Origin of the sequence: Ktedonosporobacter rubrisoli, from assembly GCF_004208415.1 — a bacterium.
In the GTDB taxonomy this organism is placed as follows: domain Bacteria; phylum Chloroflexota; class Ktedonobacteria; order Ktedonobacterales; family Ktedonobacteraceae; genus Ktedonosporobacter; species Ktedonosporobacter rubrisoli.
Genome location: NZ_CP035758.1, coordinates 367,794 through 386,404 on the forward strand (window position 1 = coordinate 367,794; position 18,611 = coordinate 386,404).

Genomic DNA, 18,611 nt, shown 5'->3' on the forward strand with positions numbered 1-18,611 from the left:
TGCATAGCGTCTCACGGCTAAATCAAGGCATCGGCCAGGTTATGGATGCGCGTTTCCTGGGGCCATAGCTGCATAGCTTGCTTCCAGTTTGTCAGGGCCTCTTGCTTGCGTTTGGCGCTTCCCAGGGCTTTAGCTCCATCGGCTCCCACAAGAAAATACTGCTCAAAGCTCTCTAAATCGCGCATGGCCAGAGCAACAGATGCCCGTTGATTAGCAATTTCAATAGCATGACGCATCGGTACTATAGTTGTCGGCATCTCATCAATTTTAGTAAGTGCCTTCTCCGCCTCTTTTTGATGTCCCTCTTCCGGCCTATGAGTAGCCAGGTCAAGCCGAACAAACCCCGTAAATTGAATTAAGCCGAATCTGCCATAATCTGTGGCAAGGAAAGCCGGGGCTGCCTCTTCATCGCCAACAAACACGTCTTGGGCTGCTCCAATAGAGCTAAGAGCATCTTGTATTAAGCCACTACGTGCTTGAGAAAGAGCTAACCCAGCAAGTGCTTTGCTTTGAAGACGGCCTGACACTTGGTAACAGGTCATGTGGTAGACAGCTTCACGGTTATAATATAATGCTTGCTCCAGGTCTCCAACATCTCTACAAGCAGTTGCTAGATGGGTCAACGCAGCAATTAACAGAGTTATATCCCCTGATGCTCGGGCGGAAATAACAGCTTGTTGACAATAACTTTTTCTCCTCTTTAAGCTCTCAGGGACAGAGAGATGATGCAGAGCAATGAGACCCATAAGCATATATGCCTGACTTGCAAAATAGCTTGCCTTTTCTTGATACTTTGAGGGTTGCTTCGCTAAATCGAACAAATATGAGGAGTACTTCGGAAGTTGTTGTGACACATTAACCAAACCGTCACGCGTCATCAGATACCAACAAGCAGAGATACTTGCCGCACATTGGAGTAAAAATTCTTCAGGAGACGGAAAAGAAACAGCGTGCCCACGAGTAGATGAAGCTAGTAATGCAGCCGGCATAGCTGCCAACATAGTTAGCATTTCCCGGCGGTTCACCATTCCTTCTAGCTTATCATTCTCCCGATATAGTTCAGCCATCTGCATAAACTCCTGTTCCAGCAAGCTTTTCACCTAAGTTCGTTACATTAATTTTATCTTTGGTATCAGGCGCTACCAAGCCTTTTCGCGCCTCTGGCATCACTTGCTCGTCTGTTTGCCTTCGCTTAGATTGTATCACATGCATAGGATGCGATATCCCTCGATAGGCTGCAAATTTCTCCTATACGCGCCAATTAGGGGATTAAGCGATTACAATAACGGGTGAACTCAATCTCAGGAAGTGGTAACACGCCATTAAAATCAGTCAGGGTCGGTCTCCGCCGCCTCTTCGCTTTTTGTTTTTATACAATATTGAAAACTCTGTACAATCCGTGATGGATTGGGTTTTGCCATATCCAGAACAAAAGCAGTATCAGAGATATGCCAGAGCGGAGAGAAAAATAGCTTTCTTGCTAACATTTCGCCGCTCTCAGAAAGTACACGACCGTAAATTCTCCCGACTACTCTTTCAGGCGCCAGCGAACACCAGAAGTCAAAGTAACTATTCAGAAGCTGTATAAAATGATGCTTTCTCTCTTTTCGAACAATTACTGAAGCCACGTAAAAGTTGTAGATACCTGGCTGCTCATAAGTTAAAATATCTTTCTGTGGGTCAAGATCAACATCTCGCATTTCTCCACGGAGCAGTTTAAGAATAGTTTCTTCTGTCAACGGAACAATATTAAGCGCACCCCAGAGATCCCGCCGATTTGACTGGTTATAAAGCACACGACACATATATGGATTGCGTTCATACCATTTGCGGATAATAGATGGATCGCCTGTTTCATCTCCGTACACCGTGTATTCTAAATCATAGATACTTCCCATATCAGAGCTCTTGACCCAATCTGTCTCACTCTTCTCCTGCTCTGCAGCTTCACGGCGAAATTTACTGCTCAGGCGGGCAATCTCTTTGGGATCATACATACCATGCTTGCTAACAGCAGTAGGATAATACTTCTTGATCTTGCCTTCTTTCACGAAACGATAGAAGGTTGCAGAAGGAATCTTGAGAATTTCTATGGCTTCACTGGCAGTTAGGTATTTCATAAGCTGATCTCCAAGATCCAAAACTGAAATTTCTCTCATTATAGCATATGTCTATCCCAATTTTCTCAAAAGTCTCTCTTTTCTTCTTGAAATTCTCAAAAATATCATCTATACTATTTGATAGAATTGATAGTTTTAAAGGCGGTATCGGATGAACTCAAACCCAGCGCCCGATGATGCTGAAGTCCCTATAGTTATTGTGTTAAGCACAGCGCAATCGAAAGCTGTATACGATGCTATATGGCATTATCTGCGCTTTCTTAAGCATTTTCAGCACCCAACGCCCATACAACAAGAAATCGCTCTTCAGTTAGAACAAGTTCTCCAACAATTTCCTTCATAGTTACACGATCATTGTAGAGTTATAAAGGGGGAGAGATGGTAATGAGGCAAGATAAGAACGACCACACTAATTACAGCGAAGTGGCCCAGCTACGTCAGCAGATTGAGAGCGAGTATAGAGCGGCCTGCGAAGGCTTGCACGGCCTGGCCATGCGTGCGCGACACGACTTTATTCAGGCACGCATGCAGCGCGTCGAAGAGTACTATCAAGAGCTCAGCAGCATTGTGGGGCCAGAAGCGGCAATCACAACGGTTATCAAGATCAATGATGCCTTTGCTGGTACGCAGAGAAAGCAGGAGCCGCAGCCATGAAACTGAACTTCTATCAACTCATGCAATGGAGCCATAACGTCTCCTTGCTCGCTCTGGCCCGCGAGAGCAATCGGCATCCCTTTATTGTCTGGGACATGCTGCTCAAGCATCCGATACACAGAGGCAACGCCTGTATCATCCTATGCGCCTTCAACGATCTGGCCGGCACAAGCTATACTCCCGACCAGCTTGAGCTTGTTTATGACGAGGGGCAGCAATGACCAGATATCGCGTAAGAGCTGATAAGCGTCTCCTGTATCGCGGCAAGCGGGCTGAAAGAGCATACAAGGTTTTTTTCAAAGCTGCTCGCGAGCCGGCCTATAGCCAGGCTAACATTGTGCTCCTGGTCAATGGACAATTACAGGCTAAACTTTTTCCCAGGCCCGTAATCGTCTCCCAGTTGCCGGCTTCCGATCCTTATGGCTCACAAGATGCAAACATTCAGTAAATACGAAATAATTCCTTCCTGATGTGAAAGAGATTCTCTTGACATACGTTCCTTTCTATCCTATACTTTACAGTGTAAACTTTACGGTGTAAAGTCCAGAAAGGAAGAGAATGATGGCGAAAGCCGGCGAGCCACTTACACGTCAAAAGGTGTTGGAAGTGGCCTTGCAATTGGTTGATCAAGAAGGCTTAGAAGGGTTTAGCATGCGCAAGCTCGGCGCCATGTTAGGAGTCGAGGCGATGGCACTGTACCATCATTTTGAGAATAAGCGAGCATTATTTGACGGGATTATCGAACATCTTATCATCAGGGCTCCATATCAAGAGCCATCTAATGCGACGCCACGCGAGGAGCTGTGGGCATTTGCCCACGCCTTTCGGGACAGTTTACGTGCCCATCCTCGCATGCTTCCCCTGGTGGCCACGAGCCCGCTGCGAACCCCGACGACGCTGGCAATTCTGGACCGCCTTCTGCAGACCATGCAGCGTGCGCAGGTTACAGGGATTCAAGCGATTTATGCCTTACAGTGTCTCGTTGGCTTTATTATTGGTCACACGTTGATCGAGATGGGTCCACTGGCGGTGGCTGGTCTGGAGCCTGGACCAAATGGCCCGGCAGTGTGGCAACAATTTCCCGCCGAGCACTATCCGACGCTTCACGCTCTGTTGCCGGAAATTGCGCAGTGGAAGTCTGATCATGAGTTTGACTTTGGCTTGAAGGCGCTGTTTCAGAGCCTGTTTGAACAATGAGAGAAAGCTGTCTGGAAGATTGGGCTGTTTCCTGGCATGTTCCACCCTTCTCTAGAGCATGTGTAAAGCCTGCTCTGATCCTTTGTCGAGAGAATTGATTTGACATTACTTTAAGACATTACCTTAAAAGGAAGATATAAGAGCATGAGCACAAAGCAAAAGCACTACAAGCTACCTAACGGAGATGTGCAACTCGCAGTCAGTGAGACTGGTCAGGGGCAGACGCTCCTTTTCTTCAACGGTGGTGGGGCCACACAAGTAGCCTGGAAGCGCCTTATTAGCGAACTCCAGGGGCAGTATCGACTTGTCACTTTTGATTTTCGCAATCATGGAAAATCTACTACCTCGCGCAACACTTCCCTTGAGAGCTTCATGACGGATGCAGAAACCATCATGAACGAAATGGCTGGAGATCGGCCTATCCTGATCGGCTGGTCGCTGGGGGCCGACCTGGCTGTCTGGTATGCAGCAAGCCATCCGGGGAAGGTGGCCGGGCTGTTTCTCATTGATGGTGCCGTGCCAGTCAACCTCGTTAGTGATCCTGAGGATGTGAGGCGCCGACTTGATACGCCAATGATGCGCATCGGACCTCTGCTCCTGTACCTGACTGGCATGGGCTATCGTCTCACACCTGACCAGTTTGCGACGCTCACCATTGAGCTCAATAAACGCCGTGAGCAGCTTCTTGCGGCCTATGAACAGCTGGATTGTCCCGTGGAGCTGGTTCTGGCTACGAAAAGTGCCGGGGAAAAGGGAGAGCGGGCCGAGCGAACGAATGCCTTATGGCGAGCTGGCGGAGAGCAACTGGCCCAGGCATTCCCAGAACTCTCTCTCTCCATGGTGGACAATACACATTTGCTTCCTATCAAAGAGCCGGCAGCGCTTGCGCAATTGCTCGAAGCGTTTGTCCAAAGATGCCAGTCTGGTGCTCAGAGCGATACGCCGTCAGACGGCTCGCTCTCGACAAGCAATAGCTGAAATGCAGGAAGAGGGTTTGGCTTCGTGTGAGGGAGAACGGTTCCTGAGCAACATGGATACGGAGCTTCTCCAATCGGCTCATGCTTCCGTGGCCAGCTAGATCTCGCTGGAGGCAAAGCCTGCTCTCCTGGGCCTTATGAGCGAGGTGGTCTTTCCCTGGATCATGGCTGGATAACCGCTTTCCATATGGCCCTTTGGAATTAAGAATTATAAATAAAGCCCCATTAAGGAGAGAAGAAACGATGAGCCATGAACCGAAGCCACAAATCCTCCTCACAAATCTCAGCTTTGGCGAATCGCCCCGCTGGCATGCGGGCAAGTTGTGGGTTTCCGACTGGGGAACCCGCGAACTCCTTACTGTCAGCCAGGATGGAAAGAGGGAGGTCGCCGTCAAGCTCGGCTTTCCCTCGTTTCAGCCTATCTGCATGGATTGGCTGCCCGATGGACGTCTCTTAATCGTCTCCTCAGCCGAGGGACGCCTGTTATGCAGGCAAGCAGATGGGTCGCTCACCACGTATGCTGAACTGAGCCAATTCTCTAGCCAGCCCTGGAATGAGATTGTAGTTGATAGTCGTGGCAATGCCTACATCAATGGCGAAGTGCTGCTACTCATCACACCGGACGGGACGGTGCGACAGGTAGCGAACAACCTTGCCTTTCCCAATGGTATGGCGATCACGCCAGATAACACAACCTTGATCCTTGCTGAGTCCTATGCCAGACAACTTACCGCCTTCGACATTGCCAGCGATGGCAGCCTATCTCAGCGCCGCATCTGGGCCGAACTGGGTGATGGCACTCCCGATGGAATCTGTCTTGATGCTGAGGGAGCCGTATGGTATGCTGACGTCCCCAACAAGCGCTGCGTACGCGTGCGAGAAGGTGGCGAGGTGCTGCAGACGATTACATTAGACCGAGGATGCTTCGCATGTATGCTAGGTGGAGACGCACGCAAGACATTATTTCTTGTGACGCGGGAGTGGCGCGGCTGGGAGGCAGAAATGCAGGCAGCCAGTGAGAAAGCTGCCGATGAGATCAGGACGGGCCAGTTGCTTGCCGTTGAGGTGCAGGTTCCAGGTGCTGGCCAACCGTAGCAGCTCTCGCTCTCAGATTTTCGGACCATCTAGCAAGCTGGAGAGCCTGAGAGAGGCTTTCCAGCTTGCATCGAGAACTTAGAGCTTACATTGCTCTCGCACCTGTATCACCATTTGCCGAATTGCCTCAACAATCACTTCTGGCTCATCTTTATTGATCATATGTCCGCTCCGCGTGGCAATGACATGCTGAGTTTTCGGAGAGAGCCGCGCGAGTTCACACTGCATCTGTCGCCAGGCCTGTTCCATTGCTTCAACCAATCCAGGAGGGTATTTCGTAGGGTCTTGAGCCGAACGTCCCCGGCTCACCACAGTTACTGGCAGATCGTCGAGGCTCTGGCAGGTGCGCAACAGTTGACTATTCGCAAGATTATCAATCTTTTCTTCATTGGCGTTGGGATCTTTCCATTGGCGCTCTAAAGCCAGACGCAACTGAGCAAGATTCCCCGCTTCGTCTGAACTTTTGGGAGGAAGGAGAGCCAGGCAGCGTTCTCGTTGATCCTCATGCGAGGAATCAATGAGAATCAGGGCCGCAACTTCGTCAGGATAGCGCTCGCGATAGAAGCGCACTACAGGGCCACCCAGCGAATGACCAGCGAGCACATAGGGGCCAGGGATACCGGTTTTCTGTAGTAAGAAGTGCAGGTCCCGCGCGAGATCCTGAATGGTCCTGGGCGTTGATGCAGGATCACTAAGTCCAAGGCCGGCGCGGTCGTACCACACCGCTCGTGTAAAATAAGCAATCTGCTTGGCGATGGCGTCATATATGCTCCCAGCAGCTCCCAGGCCCATTTCTAACACAACAGTTGGCACCCCTTCACCCTCAGTTCTCACGGCAAGTAGGCGCCCTCCAATATCGACTAATAGAGGTGTGTTCTTTTCTTCCACGGCTTATCGCCTTTCGTGCGTATTTCTCCACAAGGGATAAAGCTGCCGTAAGTATACGCAAAAGCGATATCTACAACATCGACCTTTCGGACGATGTGTCCGTCTTGACCGATGGTATACAATGAGGCGGTTCCCAAAGAATCACCTGCCTCTGTATCACTTATGACAAACATAATACATGGAAACACGTTAACTTAAATTTTTCTTTAGCTTAAGGTATTACTGTGTTTTACGCATAATGCACGTAAATAGAGCCTGATGGCCCCGCTGAGATTTTGAGCATCAACAGCAATGCCGACTCGACGCAGTTCACGACAATAGAATTCGCCAAAGACATGTTGCAGCAAGGCCTAGCCTTCTGCCTCGCTGCTGGATCTCACTGTCCGCATATGACTCTTCTTTCCCCTCTTCTATCATAGATGTTTCTATGCCTCAATGTACTGGCAAACTAACGAGACTTAGAAGGGCTTTCTAGCTTGCTAGACAAGCAGCGCGCTGATACTCCTTAAATCAAGAGATCGTTCTATATATTAAAGAATTTGATAAAAATAGGAGTACAGAATGTATCCACGCAGCAGCGTCGCCGCTGTCATCATTCATGATGAGAAACTTTTAGTAGTTAAAAAACGCGATGTGAAAGGAATTGTCTATAGCTTTCCAACAGGTGGGCAGGAGCCAGGTGAAACGCTTACTCAAGCTGTTCAGCGCGAGGTCCTTGAAGAAGTTGGATGTACGGTTCAGGTCGGCCCATTGCTATGGGTGCGCGAATATATTGGAAAACATCATGAAAATGCCGATCTCGAAGGAGATGTTCACGTAGTTTGCCATCTTTTTCATTGCACCATTAACGAGCTTTCAGGCGCTTTGCAAGGAAGCTCTCCCGATTCCACGCAAGAAGGAGTTGAATGGCTTCCCCTTGAGCAGCTAGCAACTATCCGTTTCTATCCGCAAGCGCTTATTCCTTTTCTTTTTGAGCAAGCGCATGCAATCCCACCCATAGCTTCGCTCTATGTTGGCGATGTCAATTAACCCGATAAAGCATGTTAACCAGGTAATGGAATCTCTACACTCCCATAGCGAAGAAGCGTTTTCCGGTCACCCAATCATGACTATATGAAAAACCTAAAAGCATTGGCACTCCTCTCACTCGCATTTATCCACAAGGTACAGCATCTCACAAAAATTCGCCCCAGAATGGGATCAGCTCATATGCTGAGAAGTCTACCAGTGCTAGCCGAGGAATTTCAAAGCTTTTTACACCGAACAATCCCCCAAATTCCTTTAGAAAGAAGTTGTGCAAGTTATCGCCATAGACGACCATATCCGATTGATAGATGGATAGGACGGGATTTCCCGCTTTGCAGGGTTCTGCCAGCAGGTAACGATGCCCCAAAATAGGAATAAGCTTGGGTGCAGCGCTCACGAGCTCTCGCACCCGAGCCTCTTGCGCCTCCGCCGAAGCGGGTTTGGCTCCCCAGCTCTGCGGCCACAGATTAGCGTGCTGGACATCAAAGTACAGTCCCTTAACAAGCCACGCATAAGCTGCCTCGATAGCCTCCGTATCCCTTTGCCAGTGGTAAAATGATGGCGCAGTAATGGGAATCATCGTATTGTCATCTGCATACCGCGCCCCCACTAATAACCGATCCACGCTGTGCAATTGCTGGAGAAAGAGACGATAATCGGGCGGGAAATGTGTATGAAAGCGCTGTTCGACGGCAACAATTTCCTGCTCACTCAAGCCTCCTGACCAACAGGTCCCCTGTTGCCAATCGCGCCCACCCACGCCTGAGGCCACAAAATCCTCAAATGTTCTCGTTTGATAGCTCTGCCACGCCAGTTCCGTACGTTCCTGGAACCAGCGCAAGAATGCCTCATCGAAATGCTGAGGTATACTATTTGCCATGCTCTCGCCCCCGTGTGTTTTCACTTGATTGTAGCTTAGCATTCCACGCGGGACAACCTGCTAGCCAGATTCTATCAACGCGATGCGTAAGGCGGCACATTGCCCCAAACTATCCCTTGACGCTAGATCACCCACATTGTACTCTTCCTAGAGTAGCGTCTGGCTATCTGCAAAGAGAGCGATTGAATCTATGCCCAAATGGTTTGCACGTACACGTGGGCTTGCTCTGGCCAACATTGCCGTACTCTTCTTCGGCTTGGCCGGCGTCCTGGGCAAGCTTAGCGCCTTACCCTCGCCCATAATTACACTCACGCGCGTAGTTTTTGCCGGCCTCGTGCTCATTATCGTGGCTCTATTTCAGCGCACCCCTTTGCGCCCAGCCAGCCGGCGCGATGGCTGGATTTTGTGCGCGCAAGGAGCGCTGTTAGCCCTGCACTGGACCTCCTTTTTCCAGTCAATTAACGTCTCTAGCGTGGCTATCGGCCTGCTCTCTTTCTCTAGCTTTCCGCTGCTCACGGCACTATTAGAGCCCCTGATACTTCAGCAACGCCCGACGCGCATCCAGATCTTTGCTGCTTTACTCGTTTTGCCAGGCATCTATCTACTTGTACCATCCTTTAGCGTGCAGAACAATACTACGCTCGGCGTCCTATGGGGCTTGCTGGCTGGAGCCACCTTCGCGCTCCTCTCAGTTACTAATCGCTGGCTCGGACGCTCTTATCCCAGCCTGACGATCAGTCTCTATCAGGATAGCGTGGCCGCCCTCGTTCTCTTGCCGACGCTTTTTCTCATTCCGGTCACACTTAGCTGGACGCCGCGCGAACTTCTCATCCTGCTTATCCTTGGCATCTGTTGCACGGCCCTGGCCCACACGCTTTTCATTTCAAGCATGCGCACGATCACGGCCCAGGCCGCTAGCTTGCTAGCAAATCTAGAGCCAGTATGGGGCATCCTATTTGGTATAGCGCTGCTCCACGAGTTTCCTGCTCCCTCTACCTGGCTCGGCGGAGCTATCATCCTTTTTGCTACTCTTCTGCCTGCCTTCTTCGGCTTACTGCGCCAGCGGCGAGAGCAGCAGCCTTCCCATAATCCCCAGACCATAGACAAACCGAGCAATCTCAAAAATCTCTAAACAGGCTTATATCCCTGTCTGACAAACATTTCATGCCCCGTAAAAGCTTGAAAAATGGCAGAGATTAGCATATGCTTTCTGAAGAGCTAGTAGATCTGGCCCACAGATGAGGATCTGCCTGCCCATATCGTTTTGCTACCTCGCCAATCAGCGTGGCCAGGAAGAGCACAAGTACATGTTCTAGATGGAGCACTATTGATGGATCAGCAAACTCACAATGCTCATTTCAATTCCGCAATCTTACCTCAGCCTGTCAGCATTACCTACGATGAAGGCTACTTCCAACTCACTCCCAATACAGTGATTGTGGCTGATGAACAGACGCAGGCTATCGGCACTCTGCTGGCCGAGACGCTGGCTCCGGCCTCTGGCTATGCCCTGCGCGTTGTTACCAATAAGCCACAGGATCTAGCCGTTATCTCTCTGGCCATCGATCCCACACTTACCCATCTGGGCAAAGAAGGCTATGCGCTCCAGGTAACTCGACAACAGGTGACGATTCGCGGAACCCATCCAGTTGGCGTCTTTTATGGTACGCAAACGCTCAGACAGCTGCTACCAACCGACATCTTCTCAACAACCCTGATTAAGCGCGATTGGCCCATACCGGCCGTCTCTATCGAGGACTATCCACACTTCGCCTGGCGCGGGCTTATGCTCGATCCCGCCAGACACTTTATTCCCAAGGATGGCATACTCAAATTTATCGACTTATTGGCACTCCACAAGATGAATGTGCTGCATCTGCACCTCACGGATGATCAGGGCTGGCGCATAGAGATCAAGCGCTATCCCAAACTCACCGAGATAGGTTCGCAGCGCAAAGAAACCATCATTGGGCATAACAATAATCCTAAAGGCTATGATGGCAAGCCTCATGGAGGCTTCTATACGCAAGATGATATTCGTGAGATTGTGGCCTACGCCTCTGCACGCGGCATAACTGTCGTGCCCGAAATCGATATGCCCGGCCATGCTCAGGCGGCTATCGCGTCTTATCCAGAGCTTGGCGTTATCGACGAGCCGGTTGAAGTTGGCACGCATTGGGGCATTAATCCCTATCTGTACAGTCCCTCCGACGAGACTATCGAGTTCCTGCACAACATTCTGGCTGAGGTTATTGAGCTTTTCCCCAGCCTATATATCCATGTTGGTGGAGACGAAGCTACCAAGGAGCAGTGGCAAGCCAGCGCTAAAGTGCAGGCGCGTATCAAAGAGCTGGGGCTGAAAGACGAAGATGAGCTGCAAAGCTGGTTCATCCAGCAGATGGGCATTTTCCTCAAGCAGAAAGGGCGCAAGCTTCTCGGCTGGGATGAGATCCTTGAAGGCGGGCTACCACCCGAAGCCACTGTAATGTCCTGGCGTGGCATCGTTGGTGGTATCGAGGCAGCGCGGGCGCGACACGACGTCATCATGGCGCCTTTTACGCACGTCTACTTCGATTATTATCAATCAAACGACCCAAAAGAGCCCCTGGCCATCGGTGGCTATACGCCTCTGAGCAAAGTTTACGCCTTCAATCCTTATCCAGCGGAGCTCACGGCCGAGGAGCTTCAGCATATTCTTGGTGCTCAATGCACGCTCTGGAGCGAGTATATAGACTCACCCAGCCATCTAGAATATATGGCTTTCCCGCGCGCTATCGCTGTGGCAGAGGTTGTCTGGACGCCAAAGGAGCGCTGTGATTTCACGAGCTTCTGCCAGCGCCTTGCAGTTCACGAGGCGCGCCTTACCCATCTAGAGGTCAATTTCCGGCCAATAGAGAGCTTAACCCACGAGAGTACCTTCCCTGAGCGCTTATCGCCCTGGCAGCTTGCTGCTTCAGAGTCAACTCTCAGTGAGGATGAAGGCGAGAGCGCATAATCATGTCAGTTTAGGCAATGTCTGGTGGCGCTATTTGCTATCGCCACCAGGCACGCTGCTCACGAGGCTATGCCAGGTTCAGCAAAGCGTCCAACGCTGCGTAGCTTACTATAGCGCTGCACAAGTAGCTCATCCAGCGAAAGTTGACAAAGCGCTTGCAGGTGAACAAGAAGCTTCTCTTTCAGCAAAAGGGCAGCGGCTTGATGATCCTTATGCGCACCTCCAGCCGGTTCGGCAATAATATCGTCAATGAGCCCATGTGTTTTCACCTGACGAGCGGTAATTTGCATGGCTTCAGCTGCTTCTGGAGCATATTTCGCATCGCGCCACATAATCGTCGCCGCCGATTCGGGGGAAGCCACAGTATAGTAGGAATAGGCTTGCATTAAGACGCGATCAGCAATACCCAGGGCCAGCGCGCCACCACTTCCGCCTTCTCCAATAATCACGGAGATCGTTGGCACTTTCAAACTTGCCATCAAATACAGGTTCTCAGCAACTGAGGTGGCCTGTCCCCGTTCCTCATCCTCCAAAGCAATCGAGGCGCCCGGAGTATCGATCAAGTACACAATAGGAAAATGGAATTTTTCGGCCTGCTGCATAAGCCTGTAAGCCTTACGATGACCTTCAGGATGGGTCTGGCCCGCGTGTCGCAAGCGCTGATCCTTGAGCCCCCTTCCCTTCTCCTGCCCAATAAACATCACAGTTCTGCCCCCAAAGTTTGCCGGCCCTCCCACGATGGTGGGATTATCAGCGGCGCGGCGATCTCCATGAAGTTCAAAGAAAGCATCACAGATCAGATTGAGATAATCGATAGCATGGGGACGATCTTTATGCCGCGCTACCATTACCGTCTGCCAAGCCGAAAGCTTCCCATAGATTTCCTGCGTGAGTTGCTGCAGCTCCTGCTCAGCCTGTTGCAACTGTGCCCGTTCGTCGGCCTTGAGGCGCTCGCCTTTGCGCTTCAACTTGGCAATTCTCGCCTCCAGGTCGGCCAGCGGCTTCTCAAAGGGCAAATCATATGCCATCCCACACAATACCTTTCTTTCAACAGTTTCCCTGACCTCGGCGTCCTCGCATCCGTTCAGAGCAATGCAAGAGCAGCTGCGATACGGGCAGAGGCCACTTCAGTACTCCCAGTGTAGCCGAAGAAGCAGAAGAGGTCAAGCCAATTTTCACCATTCAGAGCCTCTCTTAAACTGGACAAAAGCTTAAAAAAACCTGGCATATCCTTAGCAAAAACTGAAGATCCCTCGTTTTCCCCCTTTTAGCCCACAAAAGTGAAACGATCCATCCTTGCCAATCGTACAATACATATCTACACCGAAATCAATGCAAATACATCGATGATAGAAGAAAAGGAGAAAAACATATGTTGACAGCTATTCTAGTATGGCTTCTTGTGGGTTTGATTGCTGGTTTCCTGGCCAGTGTAGTGATGCGCGGAGGCGGCTATGGAGTAGTCGGCGACATTATTGTTGGTCTCGTTGGTGCATTAATCGGCGGCTTTCTGGCTAATCTGCTTGGACTGGGAGCCTCGGGCCTGATTGGATCAATCATTATCGCCTTTATCGGTGCCTGTATTCTGATTGCAATCCTGCGCGCCGTCTCTAGTAGCACGCGCCGGGCTCTATAAATAAGAAAAAAATTAACGTATCAGTTCCGTTCAAAGAGTTTCGAACATCATTTGCTCAAAGAGTTTCGAACATAAGACAACCAGGACCGCATCAGTAGTGGTCCTGGTTGTTTTTTGGCTAAATCGGGATCTCGCCCTTTAGCTCAAAGTGCTACCCTCCCCCTGGGTCGCGACCCTGGCTATCAAGTACAGCTGATCCCATCCAGCACTACGCCGCTGGGTGGAGGACTCGAAGATCCCGTGGCATTGAAGCCTATCGAGACTGAGGCTCCCGCATCCAGCGTTCGTGCCCAGGACGGTGCTTTAGCCATCCCCATGGTACCATCCTGTGAAACTGTAGCATTCCATCCGCTAGTAATCGTGACCCCCGCCGGCATGGTCCAGTCAACCATCCAATCATCGACGGCCGCAGTACCCGTATTCTGTACCGTGATGGTTGCCTGGTAGCCAGATTGCCAGGAGGAGTCAATATTCACATTTGCCTTACACGAACCTGTCGGCGGCACAGGCGTCGGGGTTGGCGTTGGCCCACTGCCCCCAAAGATCACGTCCGAACAGGTGTAGAAAGCCTCGGGACTATCAGAGCGCTGCCAGATCGAATAGATCAAGTGATGTCCAGTCTTTCCGGCTGGCATAGTGCCCTGCATCTGATATACTCCGTTGACCAGAGGCGGATCAGTCGCGCTAAGAAATGGCTGGTCTTCCAGATCCGACCATTTCAACGGCTGGGTCGGATCATAGCCATCTTTGGTAATATAAAGATCAAATGTCCCGCGATGAGGCGCCGTCGCTCTGTACTGGAAGGTATAGGGTACGCCGGCCTGGACGTTGGTAGACGGCCAATCAGTTCTTGGCGTATCAAATACTGCATATTTCGTTGTGCCCGCGCTGCAGAGATGGCCGTCTGGAATGAGCTGGCGGCTCTGCCCATTGGCATTGAGCAGGTGCACTTCATTCCAATCATAAAGCGGCTGCGTTCCTCCAACGCTTACCGCATATTGACAGGCTGGCGTCGTTGGATGCTCGGGCCCTTCCAGAAAACATCCATAGACCCGGCTTATCGGCACCGACATGGCTCCATGCGCCTGAACTGGACTGGCGATTTCAGGCAGAACCAAAACAGAAGTTACGATGAGAAAGACTACACAGATAAGCGCCCAACGCTTTTTGATGATAAAAGCTAACGATGCTGCCATAACCGGATTCCTTCCTTATATGGTGACAGATCGCAAATATCAGGACTAACAAACATACATTTGCCTGGTGAGATACTCTGCCATTCGTCAGGACGAGCTGTTTACCTGTTGTAGCTGCACCTCCTCTCAAAAAAATCCACTTCTCAATTCTAATTTTACTGAATACCTTCCCGACGCTTTATCCTTGCACGCTGGCACCACTTATTACATGCAGGGTTCGTCTTTCGGGGCTATACCTACTATTAAAAGTATATCCAGAAAAGAGAAACGTGTCAAGACGTCTATACCTCTATACAGCAATTCCAATCAGCTGCTTTCCTATTTTCTTTCGCCTATCTGCTTTAGTATGTTAAAAAAGTCTTTGAGAAGCTCATCAGCAGAAAGCAGCTAGTATTTCATTCTGCTTTTGGTAACGCATCATATTGACAAGAAAGTTGTCAATATGATAACATTGTTGGCATAATAGAAATAAACATACCAGATTGACAATAAGCTTACTCTTGAAGCTCATCGCGAAAAGTTTTCAGAAGCAGAAAGAAACAGGAGTACACGATGTCAACCAGACAGCACTCAGAAGATCCTAAGCCCGAGGCATTGCCTCCCAGGCTTCCTCCTCAGGAAAAGGCAGAGGCACTCATGGCCCTTATAGAAGAAGCGATGGCCGTTCAGATGTGCCTCCAGTTGATCGCCGAACATCTTCACGGGTCGAGTGAATTGACCCGTGCCTGTCGTGGGATTTTACGCGATCTCTATCGGCTCGGACCACGTACCGTCCCTCAATTAGCGCGCAACCGACCCGTTTCGCGCCAGAACGTATTGATGCTTGTGCATCGACTGGCATCTGAAGACCTGGTTGCATTCAGCCGCAATCCTGCCCACAAGCGTTCCCATCTCGTCAGCCTCACTGATCGTGGGAAAGAACTGCTTGAGCAGATGTGGGGCCGCGAGATGGCACTGCTCTCCCACCTTGATCTGGACCTTCCCTTAGACGATCTGCGGGCGGCAACAGGTGTGCTTCACCACCTCCGTACAACATTTGAGCAGCTTCCTTTACCCGATAGCGAGTAGAAAGAAAATCATTATGCCAATACAACCCAGATCATCTCAGACACCTTCCTCTCGTGAACAGCTTCCTTCACCCGATAGCGAGTACTCCTTTGAGACTATTGTCATCGGTGGAGGGCAAGCGGGCCTGGCTATGGGGTACTATCTGCAGGAGCTAGGGCAGCGCTTCGTTATTCTTGATGCGGGTTCGCAGGTTGGCGATGCCTGGCGCCAGCGCTGGGACTCGTTACATCTCTTCACATGCGCTGCTCTTGACGCCCTTCCAGGCATGCCTTTCCCTGCAGCCCCCGCGAGCTATCCCAGTAAAGATGACATGGCGAACTACCTCCAAGCATATGCCGCTCACTTTGAGCTACCTCTCTGGCTGAACACACGAGTGGACTCCTTGACGCGGGAGGGGAATCACTACCTGGTCAAGGCGCTCGATCAGCGCTTTGAGGCCAAGCGGGTGGTTGTTGCTATGGGAGCTAGTCAGCAGCCCGCAGTTCCTTCTTTTGCTGCCCAACTAGAGCAGAACATCACTCAACTGCATACAAGTGAGTATCGCAATCCTTCCCAGCTCTCGCCGGGGGATACGCTTGTGGTGGGAGCTGGAAACTCAGGCGCGGAGATCGCTCTTGAATTAGCCAAAAGCTGGCCCCACAAGCACCTCTGGCTTGCGGGCCGTGATACTGGTCACATCCCTGTGAAGTTCGATGGATGGCTTCCCTGGTGGATCTATACTCATGTGTTCACAGTCTATGGTCCGTTTGGACGCTTCTTCAAAGGTGGCAAGCAGGAGACGAAGCCGAAGACAGGAGAACAGGTCGCGGAAATGAGCAGGAGCCACAAAGGAACCCCTCTGGTTCGGGTGAAACCTCGTGACCTGGCGGCTGCCGGTGTTGAGCGTGTTCCTCGTGTCAAGGGAACCGAGCATGGCAAACCTGTGCTTGAAGATGGCCGTCTGCTTGAGGTCCGCAATGTCATTTGGAGTACCGGCTATACTGCCAACTTCGGCTGGATTCACCTGCCGATCTTCGGCGAAAATGGCTTCCCGCTCCACTACCGAGGAGTGGTTGAGAGCGAGCCAGGACTCTACTTCCTGGGCCTCCCCTTCACTTCCTCCTTAATCTCCGGCTTGGTCGGCGGCGCAGGCAGAGACGCACACTACCTTGCCACACAGATAGGTGCGTACAAAACACCGATCCGGCAGATACGGGGATCGAGGTAGGGCTGTTTTATCAAGTCATTGACTTCCCAATCGACGGCAAGCCCGTCCCCTTTCGTTTCATGTGGAATCAATTGCCGGCAAACTCGGCTCGCTGGCCGCAAGCCTTTTCGCTGAAGGCGCAAGTTGGGAGACAAACTGGATTATGGACCATCGCCAACGGGAGTAATGCAGGCAGTTCCGCCTCTGCCAGGACTCGTATGACCCATGAGTGGTGCCACATGTGGATCATACGAGGGCCAGGGCTGTTTTCAATCGATGAATTTAGCAGTGCGCGCCTCAAGGATGATATTCCCGGCGCTGGGCTTTTCGGCGTTTTTCTGGCCAGGGCATCAGCCAGGATAGTCTATGGCTCGGCCCTCTCTGGCGGATCGATAGATAGCATCAAGGATATGAACAACATCCTGCCCGCGGCGCAAGCCCTCTTGCGAAGCAGGCTGTCTCTCACGTAAGACCGTAATTAAGCGCTCGAACTGGCGCTCATATGTCTGATCGGGAACAAGCGAGTTCTCCGGCCCGCGCGGTCCCTGCCCCTGAAATAACAGATCGCCGGCCCGATACCCTGCCACAGGCGCGGGCAAGAAGAGCTGCACGGTTGGTGGATTGGGGATCGCGCTCAAACTACCATTTGTGCCATAGAATTCCATACGCCAGCCCTGTACCCAATCCGTAGCCTCCCAGGCCGTCACATCCAGCGTCACTAGCTTATCGGGATAAGAGAAGATGGCTGCGCCAACATCCTCATACATTAGCTCTCCTACGCGCAAGGTAGTAGGCAGGCCCGTTCCAGCAAAAAGATCGGGCTTGACGACATCCGAGACAACTGATGCGCCCGGCGGCAATTTTTGTACAGCGGCAAAAATCCGCCCAGGCATACCCAGCATATCGACCATCAATTCAAGAATATGGCAGGCCTCAGTATAGACAACTCCACCCAGATCGCCCGGCACACTCTGCCATAATTCTGCCCCGCAGCCAATCGGGCAACCAGCATGAAAGCGGGCCTGCGTTATCTGTCCCAGCGCACCCGCCTGCAATATCTCCCGGCACATGGCAACGCTCTCAGAATAATGGAGCTGGTAGCTCACCTCAACTTCAATGTCGTACTGGGCCAGCTGTTCTACCAGCGCATCCATGCTGGAACGATCGGGAGCGCCGGGCTTTTCAAGCAAAAGAGCCCGCGTATGCGGCGCCGCGAGCAGGGCTAGAGCTGGAACCTGGGTATCTAGAGCCTCAATAATAACCAGGTCCGGCTTTGTGCTCAGAAGTGCTTCTGCTGAGGCAAAGCGCTGCAATGTAGTCTGGGCGGCAAAGCGCTCAGCGATCTCGCCATCTTCTTCGTAGAAGCCCACAATCTTGAGCTCCGCATCTCGCTGGGCAAGCTCAACGCGCACAAAGACATGGGGATGACGAATTCCTAGAAACGCTACCTTGATTTTATGATTGGCATCAGTCGGATTGGACAAAGCGGAAATACCTCCTGAGATTGTCAACAAAGAGCATCGGGGCGCAATCATGCAGCGAAGTGCGCTTGCTCAGCTCCCTAGGAGCACATTGATATTGCCCAAGCTGTGGATAGATAAGCGCCCACAGCTAAAATAAATAGTTCCCTCGCGCACACCTCTCACAGTTCCACCTTCATATTACCTGCCCACACAGCCAGACGTAAAGGGAA

At 51.3% G+C, this 18,611-nt stretch carries 19 protein-coding genes; 12 read left to right on the top strand and 7 right to left on the bottom strand.

Features of this window, described 5'->3' with window-relative positions; genetic code table 11:
- Nucleotides 1–17: 17 nt before the first annotated feature.
- Nucleotides 18–1,073 carry a hypothetical protein gene (locus tag EPA93_RS01680; RefSeq protein WP_129885369.1) on the bottom strand — a complete coding sequence of 352 codons (1,056 nt, stop codon included), beginning with the start codon at nucleotides 1,071–1,073 and terminating at the stop codon, nucleotides 18–20.
- A gap of 255 nt (nucleotides 1,074–1,328) precedes the next feature.
- Nucleotides 1,329–2,141 (bottom strand): helix-turn-helix domain-containing protein, encoded by an 813-nt coding sequence (locus EPA93_RS01685; protein ID WP_129885370.1) that lies wholly within the window; start codon nucleotides 2,139–2,141, stop codon nucleotides 1,329–1,331.
- A 363-nt stretch (nucleotides 2,142–2,504) separates the two neighbouring features.
- Here EPA93_RS01685 and EPA93_RS01690 point away from each other — a divergent pair, with 363 nt between their 5' ends.
- From EPA93_RS01690 to EPA93_RS01715, 6 genes are all read left to right on the top strand, one after another.
- A complete protein-coding gene (locus tag EPA93_RS01690) occupies nucleotides 2,505–2,774 on the top strand; it encodes a hypothetical protein (RefSeq protein ID WP_129885371.1) in 270 nt (89 codons plus the stop codon).
- The gene (locus tag EPA93_RS01695; RefSeq protein ID WP_129885372.1) at nucleotides 2,771–2,995 is read left to right on the top strand and encodes a hypothetical protein; all 225 of its coding nucleotides are present in this window, start codon (nucleotides 2,771–2,773) and stop codon (nucleotides 2,993–2,995) included. The genes EPA93_RS01690 and EPA93_RS01695 overlap by 4 nt, the downstream gene beginning before the upstream one ends.
- Nucleotides 2,992–3,222, top strand: a complete 231-nt coding sequence (locus EPA93_RS01700; protein ID WP_129885373.1) for a hypothetical protein — start codon at nucleotides 2,992–2,994, stop codon at nucleotides 3,220–3,222. Before EPA93_RS01695 ends, EPA93_RS01700 begins: the two co-directional genes overlap by 4 nt.
- 110 nt (nucleotides 3,223–3,332) lie before the next feature.
- Nucleotides 3,333–3,971, top strand: a complete 639-nt coding sequence (locus tag EPA93_RS01705) for a TetR/AcrR family transcriptional regulator (RefSeq protein WP_129885374.1) — start codon at nucleotides 3,333–3,335, stop codon at nucleotides 3,969–3,971.
- A 144-nt stretch (nucleotides 3,972–4,115) separates the two neighbouring features.
- Nucleotides 4,116–4,949, top strand: a complete 834-nt coding sequence (locus EPA93_RS01710; protein ID WP_129885375.1) for an alpha/beta fold hydrolase — start codon at nucleotides 4,116–4,118, stop codon at nucleotides 4,947–4,949.
- Between the two features lie 242 nt (nucleotides 4,950–5,191).
- Nucleotides 5,192–6,043 (top strand): SMP-30/gluconolactonase/LRE family protein, encoded by an 852-nt coding sequence (locus tag EPA93_RS01715; RefSeq protein ID WP_129885376.1) that lies wholly within the window; start codon nucleotides 5,192–5,194, stop codon nucleotides 6,041–6,043.
- A 78-nt stretch (nucleotides 6,044–6,121) separates the two neighbouring features.
- On the opposite strand, the gene EPA93_RS01720 is transcribed toward EPA93_RS01715, so the two are convergent.
- Nucleotides 6,122–6,931: an alpha/beta fold hydrolase gene (locus EPA93_RS01720; RefSeq protein ID WP_129885377.1), complete on the bottom strand. Its 810-nt coding sequence runs from the start codon at nucleotides 6,929–6,931 to the stop codon at nucleotides 6,122–6,124.
- A 561-nt stretch (nucleotides 6,932–7,492) separates the two neighbouring features.
- Here EPA93_RS01720 and EPA93_RS01725 point away from each other — a divergent pair.
- Complete coding sequence (locus EPA93_RS01725; RefSeq protein WP_129885378.1) at nucleotides 7,493–7,960, top strand: NUDIX domain-containing protein; 468 nt, start codon at nucleotides 7,493–7,495, stop codon at nucleotides 7,958–7,960.
- 145 nt (nucleotides 7,961–8,105) lie between these two features.
- On the opposite strand, the gene EPA93_RS01730 is transcribed toward EPA93_RS01725, so the two are convergent.
- Nucleotides 8,106–8,837, bottom strand: coding sequence for an SMI1/KNR4 family protein (locus tag EPA93_RS01730; RefSeq protein ID WP_129885379.1), 732 nt, complete (start codon nucleotides 8,835–8,837; stop codon nucleotides 8,106–8,108).
- A 190-nt stretch (nucleotides 8,838–9,027) separates the two neighbouring features.
- Between EPA93_RS01730 and EPA93_RS01735 the strand changes: the two genes are divergently transcribed.
- Both EPA93_RS01735 and EPA93_RS01740 read left to right on the top strand, forming a co-directional pair.
- Nucleotides 9,028–9,969 carry a DMT family transporter gene (locus EPA93_RS01735; RefSeq protein ID WP_129885380.1) on the top strand — a complete coding sequence of 314 codons (942 nt, stop codon included), beginning with the start codon at nucleotides 9,028–9,030 and terminating at the stop codon, nucleotides 9,967–9,969.
- A gap of 198 nt (nucleotides 9,970–10,167) precedes the next feature.
- Complete coding sequence (locus tag EPA93_RS01740; RefSeq protein ID WP_129885381.1) at nucleotides 10,168–11,832, top strand: beta-N-acetylhexosaminidase; 1,665 nt, start codon at nucleotides 10,168–10,170, stop codon at nucleotides 11,830–11,832.
- Between the two features lie 59 nt (nucleotides 11,833–11,891).
- On the opposite strand, the gene EPA93_RS01745 is transcribed toward EPA93_RS01740, so the two are convergent.
- Nucleotides 11,892–12,860, bottom strand: coding sequence for an acetyl-CoA carboxylase carboxyltransferase subunit alpha (locus tag EPA93_RS01745; protein WP_129885382.1), 969 nt, complete (start codon nucleotides 12,858–12,860; stop codon nucleotides 11,892–11,894).
- A gap of 344 nt (nucleotides 12,861–13,204) precedes the next feature.
- On the opposite strand from EPA93_RS01745, the gene EPA93_RS01750 reads away from it, so the two are divergent.
- Entirely contained in the window at nucleotides 13,205–13,468 is a 264-nt protein-coding gene (locus EPA93_RS01750) for a GlsB/YeaQ/YmgE family stress response membrane protein (protein WP_129885383.1), read from the top strand.
- A gap of 182 nt (nucleotides 13,469–13,650) precedes the next feature.
- On the opposite strand, the gene EPA93_RS01755 is transcribed toward EPA93_RS01750, so the two are convergent.
- A complete protein-coding gene (locus tag EPA93_RS01755) occupies nucleotides 13,651–14,664 on the bottom strand; it encodes a lytic polysaccharide monooxygenase (RefSeq protein ID WP_129885384.1) in 1,014 nt (337 codons plus the stop codon).
- 552 nt (nucleotides 14,665–15,216) lie between these two features.
- Between EPA93_RS01755 and EPA93_RS01760 the strand changes: the two genes are divergently transcribed.
- Nucleotides 15,217–15,732 (top strand): MarR family transcriptional regulator, encoded by a 516-nt coding sequence (locus EPA93_RS01760; protein ID WP_129885385.1) that lies wholly within the window; start codon nucleotides 15,217–15,219, stop codon nucleotides 15,730–15,732.
- Nucleotides 15,733–15,745: 13 nt separating this feature from the next.
- Nucleotides 15,746–16,939, top strand: coding sequence for a flavin-containing monooxygenase (locus EPA93_RS01765; RefSeq protein ID WP_129885386.1), 1,194 nt, complete (start codon nucleotides 15,746–15,748; stop codon nucleotides 16,937–16,939).
- Between the two features lie 329 nt (nucleotides 16,940–17,268).
- Here EPA93_RS01765 and EPA93_RS01770 read toward each other — a convergent pair whose 3' ends face one another.
- On the bottom strand, nucleotides 17,269–18,402 hold the full coding sequence (locus tag EPA93_RS01770) for a Gfo/Idh/MocA family protein (protein ID WP_165422799.1): 1,134 nt from the start codon (nucleotides 18,400–18,402) through the stop codon (nucleotides 17,269–17,271).
- Nucleotides 18,403–18,611 lie beyond the last annotated feature (209 nt).